General features: G+C 65.5%; 14 protein-coding genes. 4 read left to right on the top strand and 10 right to left on the bottom strand.

The window, feature by feature from the left end; all coding sequences use genetic code 11:
• Window positions 1-342: 342 nt before the first annotated feature.
• From gltX to JS533_RS00665, 8 genes are all read right to left on the bottom strand, one after another.
• Window positions 343-1,893 carry a glutamate--tRNA ligase gene (gene gltX / locus JS533_RS00700; RefSeq protein ID WP_241512661.1) on the bottom strand — a complete coding sequence of 517 codons (1,551 nt, stop codon included), beginning with the start codon at window positions 1,891-1,893 and terminating at the stop codon, window positions 343-345.
• Between the two features lie 89 nt (window positions 1,894-1,982).
• Window positions 1,983-2,726: a YesL family protein gene (locus JS533_RS00695; protein WP_241512660.1), complete on the bottom strand. Its 744-nt coding sequence runs from the start codon at window positions 2,724-2,726 to the stop codon at window positions 1,983-1,985.
• Window positions 2,727-3,232: 506 nt separating this feature from the next.
• Window positions 3,233-4,192 (bottom strand): carbohydrate ABC transporter permease, encoded by a 960-nt coding sequence (locus JS533_RS00690; protein WP_241512659.1) that lies wholly within the window; start codon window positions 4,190-4,192, stop codon window positions 3,233-3,235.
• A 46-nt stretch (window positions 4,193-4,238) separates the two neighbouring features.
• Window positions 4,239-5,240 (bottom strand): ABC transporter permease, encoded by a 1,002-nt coding sequence (locus tag JS533_RS00685; RefSeq protein WP_241512658.1) that lies wholly within the window; start codon window positions 5,238-5,240, stop codon window positions 4,239-4,241.
• A 162-nt stretch (window positions 5,241-5,402) separates the two neighbouring features.
• On the bottom strand, window positions 5,403-6,992 hold the full coding sequence (locus JS533_RS00680) for an extracellular solute-binding protein (RefSeq protein WP_241512657.1): 1,590 nt from the start codon (window positions 6,990-6,992) through the stop codon (window positions 5,403-5,405).
• Window positions 6,993-7,302: 310 nt separating this feature from the next.
• On the bottom strand, window positions 7,303-8,319 hold the full coding sequence (locus JS533_RS00675) for a glycoside hydrolase family 43 protein (RefSeq protein WP_241512656.1): 1,017 nt from the start codon (window positions 8,317-8,319) through the stop codon (window positions 7,303-7,305).
• Between the two features lie 434 nt (window positions 8,320-8,753).
• Window positions 8,754-9,812, bottom strand: coding sequence for a LacI family DNA-binding transcriptional regulator (locus JS533_RS00670; RefSeq protein WP_241512655.1), 1,059 nt, complete (start codon window positions 9,810-9,812; stop codon window positions 8,754-8,756).
• Between the two features lie 124 nt (window positions 9,813-9,936).
• Window positions 9,937-12,039 (bottom strand): family 43 glycosylhydrolase, encoded by a 2,103-nt coding sequence (locus JS533_RS00665; RefSeq protein WP_241512735.1) that lies wholly within the window; start codon window positions 12,037-12,039, stop codon window positions 9,937-9,939.
• Window positions 12,040-12,198: 159 nt separating this feature from the next.
• Between JS533_RS00665 and JS533_RS00660 the strand changes: the two genes are divergently transcribed.
• The 4 genes from JS533_RS00660 to JS533_RS13655 all read left to right on the top strand — a co-directional run bounded on the left by JS533_RS00660 (window position 12,199) and on the right by JS533_RS13655 (window position 18,633).
• A complete protein-coding gene (locus JS533_RS00660) occupies window positions 12,199-13,758 on the top strand; it encodes a glycoside hydrolase family 43 protein (RefSeq protein ID WP_241512654.1) in 1,560 nt (519 codons plus the stop codon).
• 35 nt (window positions 13,759-13,793) lie between these two features.
• Window positions 13,794-15,392 carry a glycoside hydrolase family 43 protein gene (locus JS533_RS00655; RefSeq protein ID WP_241512653.1) on the top strand — a complete coding sequence of 533 codons (1,599 nt, stop codon included), beginning with the start codon at window positions 13,794-13,796 and terminating at the stop codon, window positions 15,390-15,392.
• Window positions 15,393-15,571: 179 nt separating this feature from the next.
• Entirely contained in the window at window positions 15,572-16,630 is a 1,059-nt protein-coding gene (locus JS533_RS00650) for a nucleoside hydrolase (RefSeq protein ID WP_241512652.1), read from the top strand.
• Between the two features lie 293 nt (window positions 16,631-16,923).
• The gene (locus tag JS533_RS13655) at window positions 16,924-18,633 is read left to right on the top strand and encodes a DUF805 domain-containing protein (RefSeq protein ID WP_274619122.1); all 1,710 of its coding nucleotides are present in this window, start codon (window positions 16,924-16,926) and stop codon (window positions 18,631-18,633) included.
• Between the two features lie 137 nt (window positions 18,634-18,770).
• Here JS533_RS13655 and JS533_RS00635 read toward each other — a convergent pair whose 3' ends face one another.
• Entirely contained in the window at window positions 18,771-19,745 is a 975-nt protein-coding gene (locus JS533_RS00635; RefSeq protein ID WP_241512651.1) for a hypothetical protein, read from the bottom strand.
• A 74-nt stretch (window positions 19,746-19,819) separates the two neighbouring features.
• Window positions 19,820-20,147, bottom strand: a 328-nt coding sequence (locus JS533_RS00630) for a histidine phosphatase family protein (protein WP_219059207.1), incomplete at its 5' end; no start/stop codon positions are given.

Raw genomic sequence — 20,147 nt, 5'->3', positions numbered from 1 at the left:
CGACTCGTCAACGTCAACCACGGCGTGTCACATGGTGATTCCTCGGTTGACAAATCTATTTTTCATGTTTTGACGTGGATGCCGGTTTGCTATTGAAATCACGCTCCGCGCGATGCTGTTTGTTGGCGGCCTGCGGCCGCGGAGCTCCCCCAGTCACGCTTCGCGTGACAGCCCCCTCAGTGAGGGGGCCGAGGCTCCGCCAGCATCACGAGGCGCCATCGGAAGACGCACATGGCGACGGAGATGCTGCAGGCAATGAAAAAGGCGTCCGACCCGGTAAGGATCGGACGCCCGTAATCCCCGCGCAGTGCGCAGGAGAGATCAGTGGTTATGCACCGTCGGTCACAGGTGCTCACGCAGACCGCGCAGGCGGGCGACCGAGATGGCCTTGCCGACGATCTCCATCGACTCGAACAGCGGCGGCGAGACGCGGCGGCCGGACATGGCCACGCGCACCGGGCCAAACGCGAGGCGCGGCTTGTAACCGCCGTCCTCCACAAGCGCCTTGTTCAGCGTCTCGTGCAGGTTGTCGGTCTTCCAATCGCCCTCGGAGACGCCCTCAAGCGCCGCGATGGCCAGATCGAGCACCGCACCAGCGGAATCCTTGAGCGTCTTCTTCGCGTCGTCCTCCGGCTCGAGGTACTCCTCGGTCGACAGCAGCGAGCCGACCATGCCAGCGACCTCGCCGAGCAGACGCACGCGCGGCTGCACGAGCGGCGCGGCGGCGGTCAGGATCTCCTGCTCGCGCGCGGTCAGCTCGTCCCACGACGAAGCCGACACGACGCCGTCGCGGTGCAGATACGGCACGGAACGACGCAGGAAATCATCGGCGTCAAGCATGCGGATGTGCTCGGCGTTGATCGAGATCGCCTTGTCGAGATCGAAGCGGGCCGGGTTGGCCTTCACGTCGCGCACGTCGAACTTGGAGATCATCTCGTCCATCGAGAACACGTCGCGGTCCGGCGCGATCGACCAGCCGAGCAGGGCGAGGTAGTTGAGCAGGCCCTCGCGGATGAAGCCGGCGTCGCGGTGGTTGAACAGGTTGGATTCCGGGTCGCGCTTGGAAAGCTTCTTGTTGCCCTGGCCCATCACGTACGGCATGTGGCCGAACAGCGGGGTGGTCTTGGCGATGCCGAGCTCCTCGAGGTAGCGGTAGAGCACGATCTGGCGCGGGGTGGAGCTGAGCAGATCCTCGCCGCGCAGCACGACGTTGATCTCCATCATCGCGTCGTCGACCGGGTTGGTGAGCGTGTACAGCGCGTCGCCGTTCGGGCGCACGATCACGTAGTCCGGCACGGAGCCGGCCTTGAACTCGATGCGGCCGCGGATCAGATCGTCGAACGCGATGTCCTCGTCGGGCATGCGGATGCGCAGCGCGGGCTTGCGGCCTTCGGCACGGAACGCGGCCTTCTGCTCCTCGGTGAGGTCGCGGTCGTAGCCGTCGTAGCCGAATTCGGCCGGGCGGCCGGCGGCGAGGTTGCGTTCCTTGATCTCCTCCGGCGTGGAGTAGGACTCGTACGCGTAGCCGGCGGCGAGCAGCTTGGCGGCGACGTCCTTGTAGATGTCGGTGCGCTCGGACTGGCGGTACGGGCCGTGCGGGCCGCCGACGTCGATGCCCTCGTCCCAGTCGATGCCGAGCCAGCGCAGCGCGTCGAGGATCTGGTTGTAGCTTTCCTCGGAGTCGCGGGCCGCGTCGGTGTCCTCGATGCGGAAGATCAGCTTGCCGCCGGTGGCGCGGGCCTCGGCCCAGTTGAACAGGGCGGTGCGCACCATGCCGACGTGCGGGGTGCCGGTCGGCGACGGGCAGAAGCGCACGCGCACGTCCTTCGGCAGTTCGGGCTTGATGTCCTTCGGGTTTTCGGTGATTGCGGAAGTGTTGTCAGCTTCAGTCATAATCCCTTATTCTGCCGCGCAAGCGGGACGTGCCCGGGACGGGGCCGGACGCGGCCGGGACATGACCGACGCATGCCCGCAATCCACGATCAGCGCTTGTTGCGGGCCTGATCGCGGGCGGCCTTGCGCGCCTCGGCGCGACGCTGGTCCTCGGCCTTGCGTTCGGCGCGGCGACGCTGACGATCCTCGAGCGGCTCGATCACATGCACGTCCATGCCGGGCAGGCGGGCGTACGAATACGCGACCATCATCGCGATGAACGCGGGCACGGACACGCCGAACGCGGCGGCCAGGCCCGGCCACGTGTAGTACGCCCAGACCATCACCAGGAACAGGACGACGGTCATCAGGCTGTTGAGCGGGCGAGCGACGACCATCTGCAGCGACGCCTTGACGATCCAGATCGGCTTCTCGTCGAAGTTGGAGCGCAGCACCCACGAGACCATCACGAACAGGCCGTAGAAGATGTTGAGCACGAGCAGCGCGCCGGACAGGCCGTAGCCGATCGGTCCGAAATCGTTCCAGTTGGTCAGGTAGTACTCCCAGATCAGCAGCGCCCACAGCGCGAACTGCGGATAGCCGAACAGGTTCGCGCTTTTGAGTTCGGCCTTCCACGCGCGGTGGAAGACGGTCCACGTCTGCTTGATCGTCCACGAACGGTCGGCCACGTCGAGCAGCCAGGTGCGGTACGTGGTGTGCAGCGCGGCGATCGACGGGAAGAAGCCGACCACGACGAGTCCCATCACCGTGTGCACGATGAACGCGATATGCGCCACGACCACCATCATGATGATGCGGCAAATGTATTCATATCCGACCGCGAAACGGTTCATTCCGACGATTCCTTTCAGGGAGGGGCTGCGCGAGGGACGCGCTCGTTACGACCACGATTGTCTGATCACATCCTATTACAACGTTAGACGCGAAGCTGGGCGCGGGCTGGATGCGGAACGTCCGATGCCCCGGACGGCGTTATATGCGACGCACGGCCTGCACAGGCGACGAAAAAGCCCCGCGTCGGTTGGGACGCGGGGCTGGGTTCCCGGCCGTGGAACGGCTGGCTGGCGGCGCGGCACCGCCTGAAGGCACGCAAGGCGGGTGCGTCGCGGCACGCCGCGCGGCCGGGAGGGGATGAACGGATGGCCGCGGCGCAAGGAGGGGATGAACGGATGGCCGCGGCGCAAGGAGGAGAGGAAAGGAACCGCGCCGCGGCAGGTATTCGCTCAGGCCTGCAACTATGGACTCGCGCGATGCGCGAGACTCAATCCGACCTTCGCTCGACTACCGTCTCGCTCAGGCTGAGCCTACGGACAGTCCACCGGACTGTCCGTTTAACGGCTCAGCCCTTGACCGCACCGATCATGACGCCCTTGGTGAAGTACTTCTGGAGGAACGGGTAGATGACCAGAAGCGGCAGGGTGGAGACGATGATGATGCCGTACTTGATCGAGTCGGCGAGCTGCTGGCGTTCGATCATGGACTGGCCGTTGCTCGAGCCGCCGCCGGACGTGGTGATCTGGTTGGCGAGCAGGATGTTCTGCAGGATGACCTGCAGCGGCTGCTTGTTCTGATCGCGGATGTAGATAAGGCCGGTGAAGTAGTCGTTCCAGTGGCCCACGAAGTAGTACAGCGCGATCACGCCGATGATGGCGGAGCTCAGCGGCAGCACGATCTTCATGAAGTAGCGGAAGTAGCCGAGGCCGTCGATCTGGGCCGCGTCGTGCAGTTCCTCCGGAATCGACGATTCGAAGAAGGAGCGCACGATGATCACGTTGTACACGCTCACCGCGCCCGGCAGGATGAAGACCCACATGGTGTTCAGGATGCCGAGGTCCTTGAAGAGCAGGTAGCCCGGGATCAGGCCGCCGGAGAAGAACATCGTGAAGGTGAACAGGAACAGGATGATGCGGCGCGGCTTGAACTCGGCGCGGGACATCGCGAAGCCGACGGGCAGCGTGACGATCATGTTGACCAGCGTGCCGACGACCGAGTACAGGATGGTGTTGCGGTAGCCGATCCAGATGCGCGGCTCCTGCATGACCTTGACGTAGCCGCTGAAGTTGATGCCCTTCGGCAGCAGCGTCACCTCGCCCTGCGAGACGAGGCCGGCGTTCGAGAAGCTGGCGATGACGATGAACCACAGCGGGTAGATCGTGATGAACACGACGGCGATCAGAATGGCCGCGATGAGGATGTCGACGACCCAGTCGACCGGCTGCTTGTGCTGGCGGACCTTGGGGTTCCACGGAATGTCGGCGCTCGATGCCTTGGGCGCGATCGTGGGGGCGGATGCACTCATGATGATGATCCTTTCTTGCCTGATGTGACGATTCGTTGGCCCTGCATCAGAAGATGCTGGTGTTGGACGCGCGCTTGGCGATCGCGTTCGCGGCGATCAGGAACGCGAAGTTGATCACCGTGTTGAACAGGCCGATGGCGGTGGAGTAGCTGTACTGGTTCGAGACGAGGCCCATCTTGTACACGAAGGTCGAAAGCACCTCGGAACCGGACAGGTTCAGCGAGTTCTGCATCAGGTAGACCTTCTCGAAGCCGACGCCGAGCACGCCGCCCATGTTCAGGATGAGCAGGATGCCGCAGGTGGGCAGGATGGCCGGGATGTCGACGTAGCGGATGAGCTGGAGTCGGCCGGCGCCGTCCATCTTCGCGGCCTCGTACAGGGAGGTGTCCACGCCGGCGAGCGCGGCGAGGTAGATGATGGAGTTCCAGCCGCAGTGCTGCCAGACCTCGGTGATCCAGTAGATCGGGGCGAATGCGTCCGGGTTGCCGAGGATGTTGGTCGGGCCGAGGAAGCGTCCGATCATGCCGGAGTTCGGCGCGAGGAAGATGTTGATCATCGAGACGATGACGACGGTGGAGATGAAGTGCGGCATGTACGTGACCGTCTGCACGAACGACTTGGTCTTCTTGCCGCCGATCTGGTTGATGAGCAGCGCGAGGATGATCGGCGCGATGAAGCCGAGCACGAGCGTTCCGAGGGAGACGCGGACGGTGTTGATGATCAGGCTGGAGAACTGCGGGGATTCGAAGAACTTGGTGAAGTACTTGAAGCCGACCCACTTGCCGCCGGTCAGGCCCTTGCCGGGGACGAACTCGCGGAACGCGAGCTGGATGCCGTACATCGGCACGTAGGCGAAGAGGACGACGAAGAAGATTGCGGGGATCGACATGGCCCACAGCTGCCAGTAGCGGCTCATGTGGGTTGCGATGCGGGTGGGTAGCGGACGGTGCCGTGCGATGTAGTCGTTGTCAGGAATGTCGACGCCGGCCTTGTTCGGCGCGGGCGTGGCGGCTTCGGCGCGATGCGTGCCTTTGATTGCGGAAGCCATGGCCATCCTTTCACAGATTGCGGATAGGGGAAAACGAGGTGTGAAGCGAAGTGTATGGAACAGGCAAGGCCCGCCCCTTCCGGGGCCGGGCGTGAGCCGGGCGGCGGGGCGGGCCTTGCGTGGGTTGTTGGGTGCGGCTGGCGCTGCGGTCAGGCTCCGGGCTTACTTGGACGCCGCGATGGTGTCGTCGTAGGCCTTCTGCCAGAGCTTGATGTTGTCCTCGATGCCGCTCTTCTTGAGGGTGTCGACGTAGGTGTTCCACGAGGCGTCGTCAAGGCCGCCGTCCTGGATCCAGGTGGAGATGAGCGGCAGGGCGTAGTTCCAGATGGTCGAGTTGTTGTTCGACACGGTGGTGTTGTCCTCGGCGCTCAGGCGGGTGTACATCGGGATCAGGTCCTTCTCGCCGATGTGCGACTGCTGGGTCTTGTAGACGGTGCCGTCCTTCTCGGCGAGGACCTTGTCCTGGTCGCCGGTGACGCTCATGTCGTCGCGCACCCAGGTCAGGCCGCGGTCGGCTAGGCCGAAGGTGGACAGGTCGTCCTGGAACTTGATGACGTTGTAGACGCCGTCGCCCTTGTTCTCGATGTACTTGCCAAGGTCGCCGTAGTAGGACTCCATGGAGATGTCCGGATCGAGGAACTCGTTGATGATCTTGAGCGCGGCGGTCTTGTGCGCGTCGTCGAGGCCGGCCTTGACGGCGGCGCCGTTGTAGATGTCCTGGAACTCCGGCTCCCACGTGGTCTGGTCGTAGGAGACGCCCGGCGCGGCCGGGACCTCGATGGACTCGTACTCATCGGACAGGTCGCCGAAGTTGCCGGTGTTCCAGCCGAAGATCAGGCCGACCTTGGCGGTCTTGCCGTCGGAGGAGATGTCGGCGGTGTTCAGCGAGGCGTCGCGGGTGAGCACGTCGGCGGGCATGAGGCCGGCCTTGATCAGGGAGTGGTAGTACTCGATGACCTTGCGGAAGTTGTCGGAGAGCATCCAGTTGCCGACCTTGCCGTCCTTGACGTAGATGCCCTGGGAGCCGGCGGAGGTGATGACCTGGGTGTTCTGGCCGGTGCCGTTGAGCAGCAGGAACGGGCTCCACCAGCCGAAGCCCGCGGTGCCGAGCTGGTTGATGAGCATCGGGACCTCGTCGGCCTTGCCGTTGCCGTTCGGATCGTCGTTCTTGAACGCGGTGAGGACCTTGGTCAGGTCGTCCCAGGTCTTCGGAACCTGCAGGCCGAGCTTGTCGAGCCAGGTCTTGTTGATCATCAGGTTCTGGCCGCTGGACCACTTGGCGCCGGAGGCGTTGCCGTAGTCGGACGGGACCTGCCAGACGTGGCCCTCAAGGTCGGAGCCGAACATCTTGGCCTCCGGGACGGCCTTGAAGTAGGCCTGAACGTTCGGCATCTGGTCGAGGTCGTCGCTCAGGTCCTCCCAGTAGTTGTACTGGGCGAAGTTGTCGGCGTTGTAGCCCCAGATGGTGATGTCGCTCACGTCGCCGGAGGCGAGCACGGTGGAGGCCTGCTGGGCCCACTGGGTGTCGAGGATCTCCTCCCACTTGATCTCGCAGTCGCAGGCGGCCTCGAGGTCCTTGGTGAGCTTCATCTTCTTGGCTTCGATCTGGGTGCTGCGCTTGATGAGCGTGATCTTGATGACCGGCTTGCCGTCGGCGTTGGTCTCGCTCTTCTCGGCGCCACAGCCGGCGAGCGTGAGGCCGGCGGCCAGCACCATCGCGGTGGCCGCGACGATCTTCTTCTTGATGTTCATGGGTTTCCTCCTTGTCCTCCTGGTTTCCCAAGACGGTTGCCTCGCTGCTTACGGGCGACTCATGTCGTACTGATATCGGTCAACGCCGTTGTTGCGTTCACTGTGAGCCTCACCGCTCGTTTACAACGATGGAATTTAGTATAGCGCGTTTTCTATCGATGTACAAATCGACTGACACGCCGATTGTTCGGCTTGGTTCCAACGATTTTCGCAAATCGGACCGCTAAAAACGGTCGAACGGGTTCAAGATTTTTTCTTGCCGATGGATTCCGGCGGGCGCCGCGCACCCGCCGGAAGCGCGGTCACGCCGTCATCGGACGGCCGATCCGGCCAGTTCCCCGCCGTCGGGCGGCAGCACGTCGGTCGTGATCGGCGACCACACGTCGTCCGGCTCGGGCACGCCGAAGTCCGGGGTGCCGTCCTCGCGCCAGCGCACCACGCCGACGCGGGCGTGACGGTTCGGGTCGAACAGCGGATCGCCCTTGATGTCGGTGTAGTTGCGGGCGTGGTAGATCATCAGATCCTCGGCATCGTCCTCGGACTTGGTGAACGAGTTGTGGCCGGGGCCGAACTGGCCGTTGGCGGCGCAGGTCTTGAACACCGGCACCGGGCTCTTCGTCCAGCTCGCCGGGTCCGTCAGGTCGGCGCCGCGGTCGGCGGTCAGCAGGCCGACGGCATACGGCACGCCGGTGCCGGACGCGGAGTACGTGATGAAGACCTTGTCGTCGTGGAACAGGAACGCCGGACCCTCGTTGACGAGGAAGTCGATGCACTCCCAGTCGTATTCCGGCTTGGTGAGCATGACCGGGTCGGCCGCGAGCGTCCACGGGTTGGCCATCGGGGCGATGTACAGGTTGGAGTTGCCGGGGATGTCCGGGTCCTTCTGCGCCCAGACGAGGTACTGCACGCCGTCGATCACCTCGGTGGTGGCGTCGAGCGAGAACGAGTCGATCGGCGTGACGATCTGGCCCTTCTCGGTCCAGTTGTCGGTGGTCGGGTCGTCGTCGGTGTTCTCGAGCACGAACATGCGGTGCGTGGGCATGCCGTTCGGCTCGAACTCGCGTTCCGCGCCGGCGAAGTAGATGTACCACGCGCCGTTCACGCGGTGCAGTTCGGGGGCCCAGATGTATTTGCTGCACGGGCCGGTCTCGTGCTTGCGCCAGACCACGGTCTCCGGGGCCTTCTGCAGGTCGTTGATCGCCGAGGCGTGGCGGATGGCGATCTTGTCGTACTCCGGGTCGGAGGCGGTGAACCAGTATTCGCCGTCGACCTTGAGCACCCACGGGTCGGCACGCTGCAGCACGATCGGATTGTTGTAAACAGTCATTGTTCATCCTTTGCAATCCAACGGATTCTTCGATTTACAACGATGAATACTAGCAAATGTACAACGATGAAACAAACCGGCGTTTCCCGCGATCCGCCAAGCCGGCGCGCCCAGCCTCCTCGGCGTTGGAAACCGGCGAGATCATATTGTCGCTCACCAAGTTCCAACGCCAACAAGGCACCCAGCGTTGGAAAATGGCAAGAACCACGCTGTTACCCGCCAGCCGCCAACACCAACAAGGCACACTGCGTTAGAAAACGGCAAGAACCACGTGTTACCCGTCAACAACCAACACCAAGAGGGGTACCGGCGTTGGAAACCGGCGAGAACCATATGCTCCCCACCAAGTTCCAACGCCAAAACGGTATTTCGCGTGAGAATCTGGCGAGAACCACGCTGTTACCCACCAGGAACCAACGCCCAAAAAGGGCCGGCTACACCGCGCGGGTGGAATCGCGCACCACCAGCGTGGAGGCGACCTTGCGGAAGATCGGGTCCGCGGTGTCGTTGCCGAGCGGGTTCATCCCGGCGATGCGCTCGTTGAGCACGCGCACCGACATGCGCGCCACCGCCTCCAGCCCCGGCGCGATCGAGGTGAGCGCCGGCGACAGGTACTGCGAGTCGTCCGAATTGTCGAAGCCGATCACGGAGATGTCCTCCGGAATGCGCAGGCCGCGCATCTGGATCGCATGCATCGCGCCGGCCGCGAGCATGTCGTTGAGCGCGACGACGCCGTCCGGGTTCGCGCCCGAGTCGAGCAGCGCGTTCATCGCGGCCACGCCATCGGTGCGGTGCCACATGCCCACCGGAGCCTCGAGCCGCGGATCGTAGTCGACGCCGGTCTCCTCGAGCGCCTCCTTGTAGCCGCGCAGTCGCAGCGACGCGGAGCCGATGTCCTCGCCCGGGTGGGTGCCCAGCACGGCCACGCGCTTGCAGCCGGACTGCAGCAGGTACTGGGTGGCGTGCTTGGCGCCCTCGATGTTCTCGGTGGCGATGTGGTCGAAGCGTTCGGTGAAGATGCGTTCGCCGACGAGCACCAGCGGGTATTCCAGTTTGAGGTCCTTGATGTCGTCGAGCCCCAGATGCAGCGGCGAATAGATCAGGCCGTCCATCATCGACTGCTGGGAGCCGAGCAACGCGTCGAACTCGCCCTCGCGCGAGTACAGCGTCGGTTCGACGATCACGCGCAGCCCGACCTTCTTCGCCTCCTCGATCACCAGCGACGACAGCTGCGCGAAGTACGGCATCTGCAGGTCCGGGATCGCCAGGCCGATGATGCCGGTGCGCCCGCGGCGCAGGTTGCGCGCGGACACGTTCATCACGTAGCCGAGCTCCTCGATCGCCTTGTTGACCTTGTCGCGCGTCTTGTCGGATACGAACTGGTAGTCGTTGACCACGTTCGAGACGGTCTTGATCGATACGCCGGCCGCCTTGGCCACGTCGCGCATCGTCACGACGCGCTCGGGGCCCGCCGTTGCCGCATTGCTGCTCATGATGTTCTCCATATTCTGTTCTCGTCGTTCGATGGCATGCGTTGCGGCGACAGCGGTATCGCCGGAAAACAGACCGTCGCCCGCCCAACGCACGGCAGCGGGCGACGGCAGAGGCGGAAGCGGCCTACCGCACCACGATTTCCATCGTTATACAAGCATAGGCCGGATTGAGCTCCTCGTCGGACTGCATGTCAAGAATTGGCATGCCGTCGGCGGCCCAGTGGACGCGGCGCACCTGCGCGTCGCGGCCGCCGTAGCGCCCGTTCTCGTACTCCGCGTTGTGGAACACGTAGATGAGGTTGCCATCCTCGTCGTGAGACCACATGCCGTGGCCGGTGCCGAGCTGCCATTCGCCGTTGTACACGCCGGACTTCTGCAGCGGGTAGTCGAGCTTCGTCCACACGGCCGGATCGGTCAGATCGGCGCGCTGGCCGGCCGGCGCGCTCACCACGCCGGTCGTGTAGTCGATGCCGACGAGCGAGCCCGAGTAGATCAGCCAGATGCGTCCGTCGTGCACGACCGCGTTCGGTCCCTCCGCGATGAGATTGTCCCACGCGAACTCGGGCACGATGATCTGCCGCGGCTTCGACGTGAGCCGGTCCGGCCTCTCCGGGTCGAACGCGGCGATCCACACGCTGCCGACCTGCTGCCACGCGTAGTACCAGCGTCCGGAGTCCTGGATGACGGTCATGTCGAGCGAGATGCGCTGCACCGGGTTGAGCGGGCCGCCGTCCGGGTCGAGGATCGGCCGCGGCGCATCCCAGTTGGCCGCGTCGCGCGGATCGAGGTCACGGCCGTCGGCGTCCTGCTTCAGCTGCATGATGTGGCAGCTGCCGGTCCACATGTCCGGCCGTCCCGCGGCCGGATTCGGCGAGCCGTCCGGATTCGTCGGCCCGCCGTCGAAGCACGGCATGAACAGGACGGACAGCCGCCCGCCGATCACGTGCAGTTCGGGTGCCCAGAAGCAGCCGGTCATCACACGGCCCTCGCTGTTGCGGTCGCCGCGCCTGAGCAGGTCGATCTCGCGCTCGCGTCCGCCGGCCGCATCCGACAGTTCGAGAATCGACGATGCGACGCGCAGCGGCATATGCGTGCGGCCGCCGTTCGGGTCGATGCAGTTGCCGTCGGTGTCGTCGGTCGCGATGAACAGGAACATCGGCTCGCCGTTGAAGTTCCATGCGAAGACGGACGGGTCGGCGCGTTCGACGGCGAACGGGACGGGGTAGACGGTCTGCCGGACGCGGCCGTCGATGCGGCGCGTCTGGCCGGGCGCGAGACGGCCGGCCGCGGCGTCGTCGGCGAGCGCGGCCAGCTGGTCGGCGTTCCAGTCGACGGCGCGGTTCGCGTCGGATCCGTCGGAGTAGCGCAGCGTCGCGGTCGCGTTGGCGAGCGTGCGGACCGCGGCGCGCGCGTCCTCGCCGCGCAGGTCGGCGGGCAGCGAGAACGGGCGGACCGTGACGCCGGTGTTGTAGACGCGGCCGAAGCGCGCGATGAGCGCGGCGGCCTCGGTTTCGGTGATCTCGACGACGTTGCCGGGGCGGATGGAGCCGAGGGCGGGGAATTCGCCGGCGGCCGGGGAGGCGGGGGCCACCGGCACGGAGTCGACGACGGACAACGGCGCGGCGTTGGCCGCGGCGAGGATGTCGGGCGTGGCGGCGGCGTGCGCGGCGCCTTCGTCGTCGCGCCAGCGGATGACATAGCGCCGGCCGTCGAAGTCGACGGCGGGGCGGCGCACGCCGGCCTCGGTGTCGAGTCGGACCATGCCGAGCTGCGTGTAGGAGCGCAGGTCGCGGCTGACGGCGAGCAGGAACGAGGAGCGTTCGGAGCCGTCGGCCCCGCCGCCGCGCGCGGTGCGGGTCGCGGCGATGCCGAAGCGTCCGTCGCGCAGGCGGAACAGGTACGGGTCCGTGAGGCTCTTGAGCACGGTGTCGACGTCGGGCATCACCGCGTCGAACGCGACGGCGTCGCTGACCGGCGGCCTGTCGGCCGCGGGCTCGCCGGCGAGGCGCTCGGCGGCGGTGCAGGCGCGGCGCGCGGAGGCCGGCACGCCGTCACGCGGCACGGCGGCGGCGAAGAACACGCCGTAGTTTTCGTTGAGCGGCATCCATTCGCCGGTGGTCTGCGAGCGCAGCGCGAGGTGCATGCTCAGCGCGATGTCCTCGTTGTTCGCCTCGTCGCGGCTGGTGGGGATGCGCGTATAGCACATCAGGGAATAAGCGCTTGACAATGTGACGGCCTTTCGTCTCGACTTGTCTTTTACATCGATGTACAGTATACTCATAATTACATCGTTGTACAAATGCATCGCCGCGTCGTGTCCGTACACCCCAACAAAGCCCATTTGCCAGACGATCCGGTCATGGAACCAACCAACGAAAGGGACACCATGAAGTCATCTCTCGCGCGCCGCGTCATCGCGGCCGCCATCGTCGTCATCGCCGCCGTCGCGCCGCTCGCCGGCTGTTCCGCAACCGCGGCGGACGGCAGCAAGCCCGTCGTCTCCAAGGTCTCCGACATCAAACGCGCCTCCTCGCACGACCCGACCATCGCCAAGGACGGCGACACGTACTACATCTACGGCTCGCACCGCGCGTGGTACAAGAGCACTGACCTGGTCAACTGGGAGCCGTTCACCGACAACCTGAGCACCGATTTCAAGGACATCCTCGGCGGCATCTGGAAGGAATGGCCCCAGCAGCCGTCCAACTCCGACCTGACCGGCAACATGTGGGCCCCCGAGGTCGTCTACAACAAGACCATGAAGAAGTGGTGCATGTACATGTCCGTCAACGGCACCAACTACAAGTCCGTGATCGTGCTGCTGACCGCCGACCATCTCGGCGGCGACTGGACGTACGTCGGACCGGTCGTCTACTCCGGCTTCCGCACCGAGACGATGGACAAGACCGACGTCGGCAAGGTGCTCGGCACCGACGAGGTGCCCACCCGATACCTGTCCCCCGGCGACACCGAGATCAACGCGATCGACCCGAGCGTCGAGACCGACGACAACGGCGACATGTGGATGACGTTCGGCTCGTGGTTCGGCGGCCTGTGGATGTTCAAGCTCGACCCCGCCACCGGCCTGCGCGACTACAAGACCACCTACCAGACCGTGACCGACAAGTCCGACCAGTACTACGGCATCAAGCTCGCCGGCGGCTACGGCAACTCCGGAGAAGGCTCCTACCTGCTGCACACCAACGGCTACTGGTACCTGTTCGCCTCCTACGGCGCGCTGCAGCAGACCGGCGGCTACCAGATCCGCATGTTCCGCTCCAAGGACATCACCGGCCCGTACGTCGACGAGAACGGCAACCCGGCCGTCTACACCGGATCCGTCGCGAGCAACTGGACGTCGGACATCGGCGTGCGCCTGATGGCGTCCGTCAAGTGGAGCGGCAACGACAACACGAACATCGAGGTCGCGCAGGGCGGCAACTCGGCGTTCGTCGACAGCGACGGCACCGCGTACATCATCTACCACACGCGCTTCTCCAACCGCGGCGAGGAGCACGAGGTGCGCGTGCGCGAGCTGCTGCCCACCTCCGACGGCTGGATCGTGGCCGCGCCATACGAATACACCGGCGTCAAGGCCGCGACCAAGGGCTACGACAAGTCCAGGCTGGCCGGCGACTACGAGCTGGTCACGCACGCGCAGAACACGTTCTTCCAAGGCAAGAAGAACATCGCCGACCAGGACAGCACCGACTACATCGGCGTCAACGAGGCGGTGAACATCACACTCAAGTCCGACGGCACCGTGACCGGCGACCAGACCGGCACATGGAGCGTCAAGGACGGCTCCGACCAGATGAGCATCACGCTCGACGGCACGGAATATCAGGGCGTGTTCGACCTGCTGCCACGCGACAAGGACCTCAAGCAGGTCATGACGTTCTCGGCCATCGGCAACAACCTGTGCATCTGGGGCTCGCAGAAGTAGGGTCCTCACGGCCCGCATACCCATAAGGAAGACGCATGAACCAGCAACACGCCCCGGCCGTACCCGGCCCCGCCATCCACGACCCGGCCATCATCGAGGAGAACGGCACGTACTACCTGTTCGGCACGCACCGCAAGTGGGCGCGCAGCAGCGACCTCGTCCACTGGAAGCCGTTCGAGAACAACCTGAGCCGCGATCCGGAACGTCTGCTCGGTTCGATCTGGCAGGCGTGGCCCGAGCAGCCGGAGAACCCCGATCTGCGCGGCAACACCTGGGCCCCGGACGTGGTGTGGAACGACGTGATGCGCAAGTGGTGCATGTACCTGTCGGTCAACGGCCATGAATTCCGTTCGGTGATCGTGCTGCTGACCGCCGAGCATCTCGACGGCGACTGGACGTACGTCGGGCCGGTCGTCTACTCCGGGTTCGGTCCGGACAACGTCGACGCGACCGACGTGCCGCGTGTGCTCGGCGAGACGGAGGCTCACGGTGATCTCGCCCGCTACCGTTCGCTCAAGGACACGCGGATCAACGCGATCGACGCCGCGCCGATCCGCTGCGACCACGGCGAGATGTGGATGAGCGTCGGCTCGTGGTTCGGCGGCATCTGGATGTTCAGGCTCGACCCGGCCACCGGCCTGCGCGACTACGCGACGCGTTACCCGCTCGTGCCCGACGCGTCCGACCCGTACTACGGCGTGAAGGTCGCCGGCGGCTACTGGAATTCCGGCGAAGGCTCGTATTTCGTGCACCGCAACGGCTGGTGGTACCTGTTCATGTCGTACGGCTGGCTCGGCCGCACCGGCGGCTACCAGATCCGCCTGTTCCGCTCGCGCAACCTCGTCGGCCCGTACGTCGACCAGAACGGCAATCCGGCCATCTCCAACGGCGAGATCCCCGACAACCAGACCAAGGACACCGGCGTGCGGCTCACGTCGTCGGTGCGATGGAGCGGCGGGCCGGTCAGCGACCGCGACGTGGAGGTGTCGCAGGGGCACAATTCGGTGCTGACTCGCAACTCGGACGGCCGGCTGTTCCTCACGTACCACACGCGGTTCGTTGGCCGCGGCGAGGACGATTTCGAGGCGCGCGTGCGCGAGCTGCTGCCCACGGCCGACGGCTGGCTGGCCGCCGCCCCGTACAAGTACCGCGGTTCGGTCGCGCTGCCGCCGTCCGCGTTGCCGGATCGCGCAACGGACGCACGGCCGTCATACGAGTCGGATCGTGCGCATCCCGCGCATCTGGCCGGCGACTACGAGCTCGTGCGGCACGATCCGCACACGTACTTCGACGGCACGCGCGACGCGGACGGATCATGGCACGGCGTGAACCTGCCGGAGACGATCACGCTGCAGCCCGACGGCCGGGTGACCAGCGGCGGACGGATCGAATTCAGTGACACGCCGGGCGCGGCCCCGCGGCCGACCGACGGACCCATCTCGCGCGGATCGTGGCGGATGCTCGGCGCCGCCCCGGCCGGCGTGCGCTGCTGCGACAGCGACGTGGCGCTCACGATCGACGGCATGACGTACACGGGCGTGTTCGCGGTGCTGCCGCGCGAGACCGACGGCCGCTCCACGCTCACGTTCACCGCGATCGGCGGCAACCGGGCGATCTGGGGCTCGCGGGTCTGATGGCGTGATTCGCGGATCGCGGTGCAACGGCCCCTTCTCGGCGTCATGTCCCGTCCGGTCTTCCCGACCCTTCGTGTCATGACGTATAAGAAGCGCCTCCTCCGGTATCTTGGCGAGTATGATGAGTATTGTTTACTACAACGCTGTATATGCTGCAATGAAACGGAATGGTGAGGACCATGGAAATCATTGACGGTCATCAGTCAGGCACTGCCGCCGAACGGACATGGCGGCCGAACACGAGCCCATGGCTCGGCGACGGGCCGCGGCAGGCCGCATGTCGCGTCATCATCGACAACGACTTCGCGGGCGACCCGGACGACCTGTTCCAGCTCGCGCATCATCTGCTTTCGGATTCGGTCGACATCCGGTTCATCGTCTGCTCGCATCTGCGGCACGGCGACTTCATCGACGGGTCGGACACCACAGCCGCGAACGGACGCGCCCGCATCGAGCGCATGTTCGCGCTTATGGGACTGCGAGACTACGACGATCTGCTCGTCACCGGATCGGAACTGCCGTTGCCGGATCCCTCGACCCCGCAGCGAGGCGCGGCGAGCGAGGCGATCATACGCGAGGCGATGCGCGACGACACCGACCTGCCGCTGTACTACGTGGCCGGCGGCGGCGTGACCGATCTGATGAGCGCGTGGCTGATCGAGCCGCGCATCGCCCGGCGCATGACGGTCGTGTGGATCGGCGGTCAGGAGTATCCGGGACTGGCCGAACCTCCGCTGGGCCGGCCGATGCGCGAGTACAACGCCGAAATCGACCCGGTCGCGGCACGCATGCTGCTCGCCGACTGCGATCTGCCGCTGTGGCAGGTGCCGCGCAACGCCTATCGTCAATGCCTCGTCTCGACGGCGGAACTGGCGGCGAACGTGCGGCCGTGCGGCAAGCTGGGCGAGTATCTGTGCGGTGAAATCGACCGTATTCGGTTCAACGGCAATCGGTACGGCACTCGACCGACCGGCGCGTACTGCCTCGGCGATTCGCCGCTGGTGAGCCTGACCGCACTGCTCACGCCGTGGGACACGGCCCCCGCCTCGCACGGATGGGTGACTGCGGCGCGGCCGACGCTGGACGCCGACGACCGGCCGGGACCAATCGAACCGGTGAGCGAGGCGGACGCCTTGGCCGGGCGCGGCATTCATGTGATCACGCAGATCGACAACCGGCTCCTGTTCGGCGACCTGTTCGCCAAGCTGCGGCTCTTCGACGCGTGGCGGCGGGACTGACCTGCGGGCCGCCCTGCAGGACTGACCCACAGGAGTGCCCGCGCAACCGACCCGTGCCCAACTCGCGCACGGCAAATGTGACAGGGAGCGTGACGAGGAGCGCCCGCACCGATACCCGACGGATCAGGAATCGTTGGAATATCAAGGATTCTGAGATGCCTGCCATTGGGACCATCCGCTCCCGGTCACGCTCCCCGTAGTGAAGAAACGGGAACTGGGCAAATACGGACGGAGCGTCGTAATTGTGGAAGAATGGGTGTGAACGTCATCATTCCAGCGAAGGGAGCGAAACGATGACCGATGCCAACAACAATCCCAATGAGCCGCATGTGCCGGCGATACCGGACATTCCCGGCGTCGGGTCTCTGAGCATGCCGGACATCCCCGATTTGAGCGCGGAAACGCTGTACAACCAGACGCCGGAGCCGAACAGTGCACATCTGCCGTCAACCGAGTCGACCACACCGACCGAGCCGGCGCCCTCGACCACACCAATCACGCCGACCGAATCGACCGAGTCGACCACACCGACCGAGACGACTACTCCTGAACCGACCACGCCGGCGACACCGGTCACGCCGGTCGCCCAGCCGGAGCCGCAGACACCGCAGCCAAGCGACCCGACCAATGCGAACGGCTATGCGCAGGAACCGTACGGCCAGTCGTACTCGTCGGCGTACACCCAGCCGTCGTATGCCGAGTCGGAATATGGACAAACGACAGGCGACGCAACCTACGGACAGGCCGCACCACAGACTCCCCCGGCCAACCCGTTCGATCCGCAACCGCAGTACGGCTCGGCCAGTCCGTACGATCAGGCATACGGTCAGCCGGACGCCGGACAGTCGTACGGACAGTACGCACCGACCGGTCAGGAACAGCCGGCGTATGGACAGTACGCGCCGCAGTACGGGCAGACGAACCAGCCGTACGGGCAGAATCCGTATGACCAAGGCCAGTACGGTCAGGGACAGGCCGGGCAGAATCCGTACGGTCAGGGTCAGCCGGGCTATCAGATGCCGCCGCAGGGCGTGATGCCACAGTACGGCATGCCGGCCGGCGGACCGGGCGCGGGCGTGCAGTACGGCGTGCCACCGCTGAACAAGCCGTATTACGGCTGCCCCTTCCCGGAAGCGTTCCTGCGGTTCTGGAAGAAGTACGCCACGTTCAAGGGGCGCGCGTCGCGCAGCGAGTTCTGGTGGTGGATGCTGGCGTCGTTCGCGATCAGCTTCGTGCTGAACATGCTGTCGGAATCGACCGACGGCCACACGTCGTTCCTGACCGTGATCTGGGATCTGGCGATTATCGGGCCGACGGTCGCATTGAGTGTGCGCCGACTGCATGATACGAACCGTTCCGGCAAGCTGCTGATCCCGCTGTACGTCGTGCCGTTCATCGGCGGCATCCTCATGGTCGTGGGCGGCGGCACCGCACTCGTCGGCCTGCTGGCCGGATACGACAGCGGCTACTACGGGTACGGGTATGGGCAGCACTACGGCATGTCGGCCGGCGGCGTGATGGTGTTCCTGCTCGGCCTGCTGCTTGCGATTGTTCCGGGCATCATCTGGATCGTGTTCATGGCCCAGGCCAGCAAGCCGGAAGGTGTGCGTTTCGACGACGACTATGTCCAGCCGTATCCGCCGATGGGGCCGCAGCAGGCGCAGTACGGACAGACGCAGTACGGACAGCCGTATGGCCAGCCCCAGTACGGCCAGCCCCAGTACGGCCAGCCCCAGTACGGCCAGCCGAACGGGCAGCAGTATCCCAACGGCCAGTATCCGGCCCAGCCGGCGCAGCAGGATCCGTACGCCCAGCCCGTGGCTCAGCCGGCTCAGCAGTCCCAATATCCCGCCGACGCGAGCGGACAGTACAACGGGCAGTATCAGGGCCAATATCCGGATCCAGCGTCCGGCGCGTATCCGCAGAACGGGTATCCGCAGAACGGCGGCCAGCAGCCGCAGAACCCGTACGACGGCAACAACCAGTACCCGCCCCAGCAGTGACGGGGCAGCTTCCGGCATGGCCGGCGGCACGCCCATGAGCGCATGACTGAGCACATGACAGAGGGCCGATCCCACGCGGGGTCGGCCCTCTCATATGTCGTTTCCCGACGCTTCGGGACAGACGCCGAACCGCGACGTCAGAGTTCGACTTCGGGCTTGGAGGGGTCGTCCTTGATGTGGGCGAACTTGGCGGCGAGCGCCTCCTTGTTCTTGCGCTCGTCCTCCTCCTTGGCGCGACGCTTGGCCTCGTCGGGGTCCCAGGTCACGTCGTCGTAGTGGCGCTTCCACTCGTTGACGGCGATCAGCGCGATCGCCTCGGCAGTGGCGTCCAGCGTGTCCGAACCGCCGGCCGCAGCCGCAGCCGCAGCCGCACGCGCGTCGAGCAGTGCCTGATACTGCCCGTCGCTCAGGCACAGGCGCGGCACGGCCATCTGCTCGCGCAGTTCGTTGACGAACAGGATGATCGGCAGCTTGGCGACGGCGGCCTCGCGCGAACCGGGTTCGGCCGCGAGCGTTGCGTCGATCACGGCGAACAGTCCGTCGCAGATCACCAGAGCCTGTGCGAATCGGTCGGCCAGACCGTCGACCAGTTCGGGGGACGCCGGGGCATCGGCCGGATCGCCGGTCGCAGCCGCACCGGCCTCGGCCCCACCGGAATCGGCGGCATCCGCCGCAACGGCCCGCTCGACCTGCGGCAGGGCGTCGCGCAGCGCGTCGACGGTCGCGTCCGACCACGTCACGCCCATCGCGTCGGTCGACTCGAATAGCACGTTCGGATCGCGGTGGTCGCGGTAGCCGACCATCGTGTCGTACGCGTCGTTCGCGGCGAGCAGCGCGTCGACGATCTCCTGCGGGCGGCCGGGGATCTCGTCCGCGCCTTCGTACACGAACTCGGCGTCGGGCACGGTCACATCCTCGCCGGTCGCCACGCGCGCGATCGTGCGCGTGAGACGCACCTGCAGGTTCTCCGCGTATTTCGCATCGTTGTCCATCTGCTTGGCGTCGGTCAGCGGCCACAGCGCGATCAGCTGCGCACCGGCCTCGGCCGCGGCGCGCACACCGGGCAACGCGGCCACGCGCGCGACGGCATCGTCATTGATTGCAAACCCCATATTCGCTCCTTTGCATACGTTTCCGCAGCGCGCCCGCCGTAGCCGGGCATGCTACTCCGTCTATCATTGTCGCGCTACTGTACGTCGGCCGCGGGGTCGACGTACGTGATTGACATCACATTGCCGGTCGCGCAGTCGTACGTGACGGACGTGACGGATGCGAGCGCGGTCTTGCGCAGGAACATCCAGTGTTCCGGATGCCCGGTCTCCAGCAGGTGCCGGTACGACCAGATCGGCGATTCGTGGCTGACGACGACGATCTGTTCGCCGGGATGCTGCGCGACTTTTTCGCGTGCGAACTCGCTCATGCGCGCGGCGATGGAGCGGTACGACTCGCCCCAGCTCGGCTTGTACAGGTTGAGGACGAGTTTCCAGTTGCCGTTGCGCCACAGCGCGCCTTCG

Origin of the sequence: Bifidobacterium amazonense (genome assembly GCF_018555435.2) — a bacterium.
In the GTDB taxonomy this organism is placed as follows: Bacteria; Actinomycetota; Actinomycetes; order Actinomycetales; family Bifidobacteriaceae; genus Bifidobacterium; species Bifidobacterium amazonense.
This window is presented reverse-complemented; position numbering and strand designations above follow the sequence as displayed.

Coding starts and splice junctions, on each gene's coding strand:
- JS533_RS00680 (WP_241512657.1), bottom strand. CDS start 6,992: ATGAACATCAAGAAGAAGATCGTCGCGGCCACCGCGATGGTGCTGGCC.
- gltX (WP_241512661.1), bottom strand. CDS start 1,893: ATGACTGAAGCTGACAACACTTCCGCAATCACCGAAAACCCGAAGGAC.
- JS533_RS00670 (WP_241512655.1), bottom strand. CDS start 9,812: ATGAGCAGCAATGCGGCAACGGCGGGCCCCGAGCGCGTCGTGACGATG.
- JS533_RS00635 (WP_241512651.1), bottom strand. CDS start 19,745: ATGGGGTTTGCAATCAATGACGATGCCGTCGCGCGCGTGGCCGCGTTG.
- JS533_RS00655 (WP_241512653.1), top strand. CDS start 13,794: ATGAACCAGCAACACGCCCCGGCCGTACCCGGCCCCGCCATCCACGAC.
- JS533_RS00690 (WP_241512659.1), bottom strand. CDS start 4,192: ATGAGTGCATCCGCCCCCACGATCGCGCCCAAGGCATCGAGCGCCGAC.
- JS533_RS00685 (WP_241512658.1), bottom strand. CDS start 5,240: ATGGCTTCCGCAATCAAAGGCACGCATCGCGCCGAAGCCGCCACGCCC.
- JS533_RS00660 (WP_241512654.1), top strand. CDS start 12,199: ATGAAGTCATCTCTCGCGCGCCGCGTCATCGCGGCCGCCATCGTCGTC.
- JS533_RS00675 (WP_241512656.1), bottom strand. CDS start 8,319: ATGACTGTTTACAACAATCCGATCGTGCTGCAGCGTGCCGACCCGTGG.
- JS533_RS00695 (WP_241512660.1), bottom strand. CDS start 2,726: ATGAACCGTTTCGCGGTCGGATATGAATACATTTGCCGCATCATCATG.
- JS533_RS00650 (WP_241512652.1), top strand. CDS start 15,572: ATGGAAATCATTGACGGTCATCAGTCAGGCACTGCCGCCGAACGGACA.
- JS533_RS13655 (WP_274619122.1), top strand. CDS start 16,924: ATGACCGATGCCAACAACAATCCCAATGAGCCGCATGTGCCGGCGATA.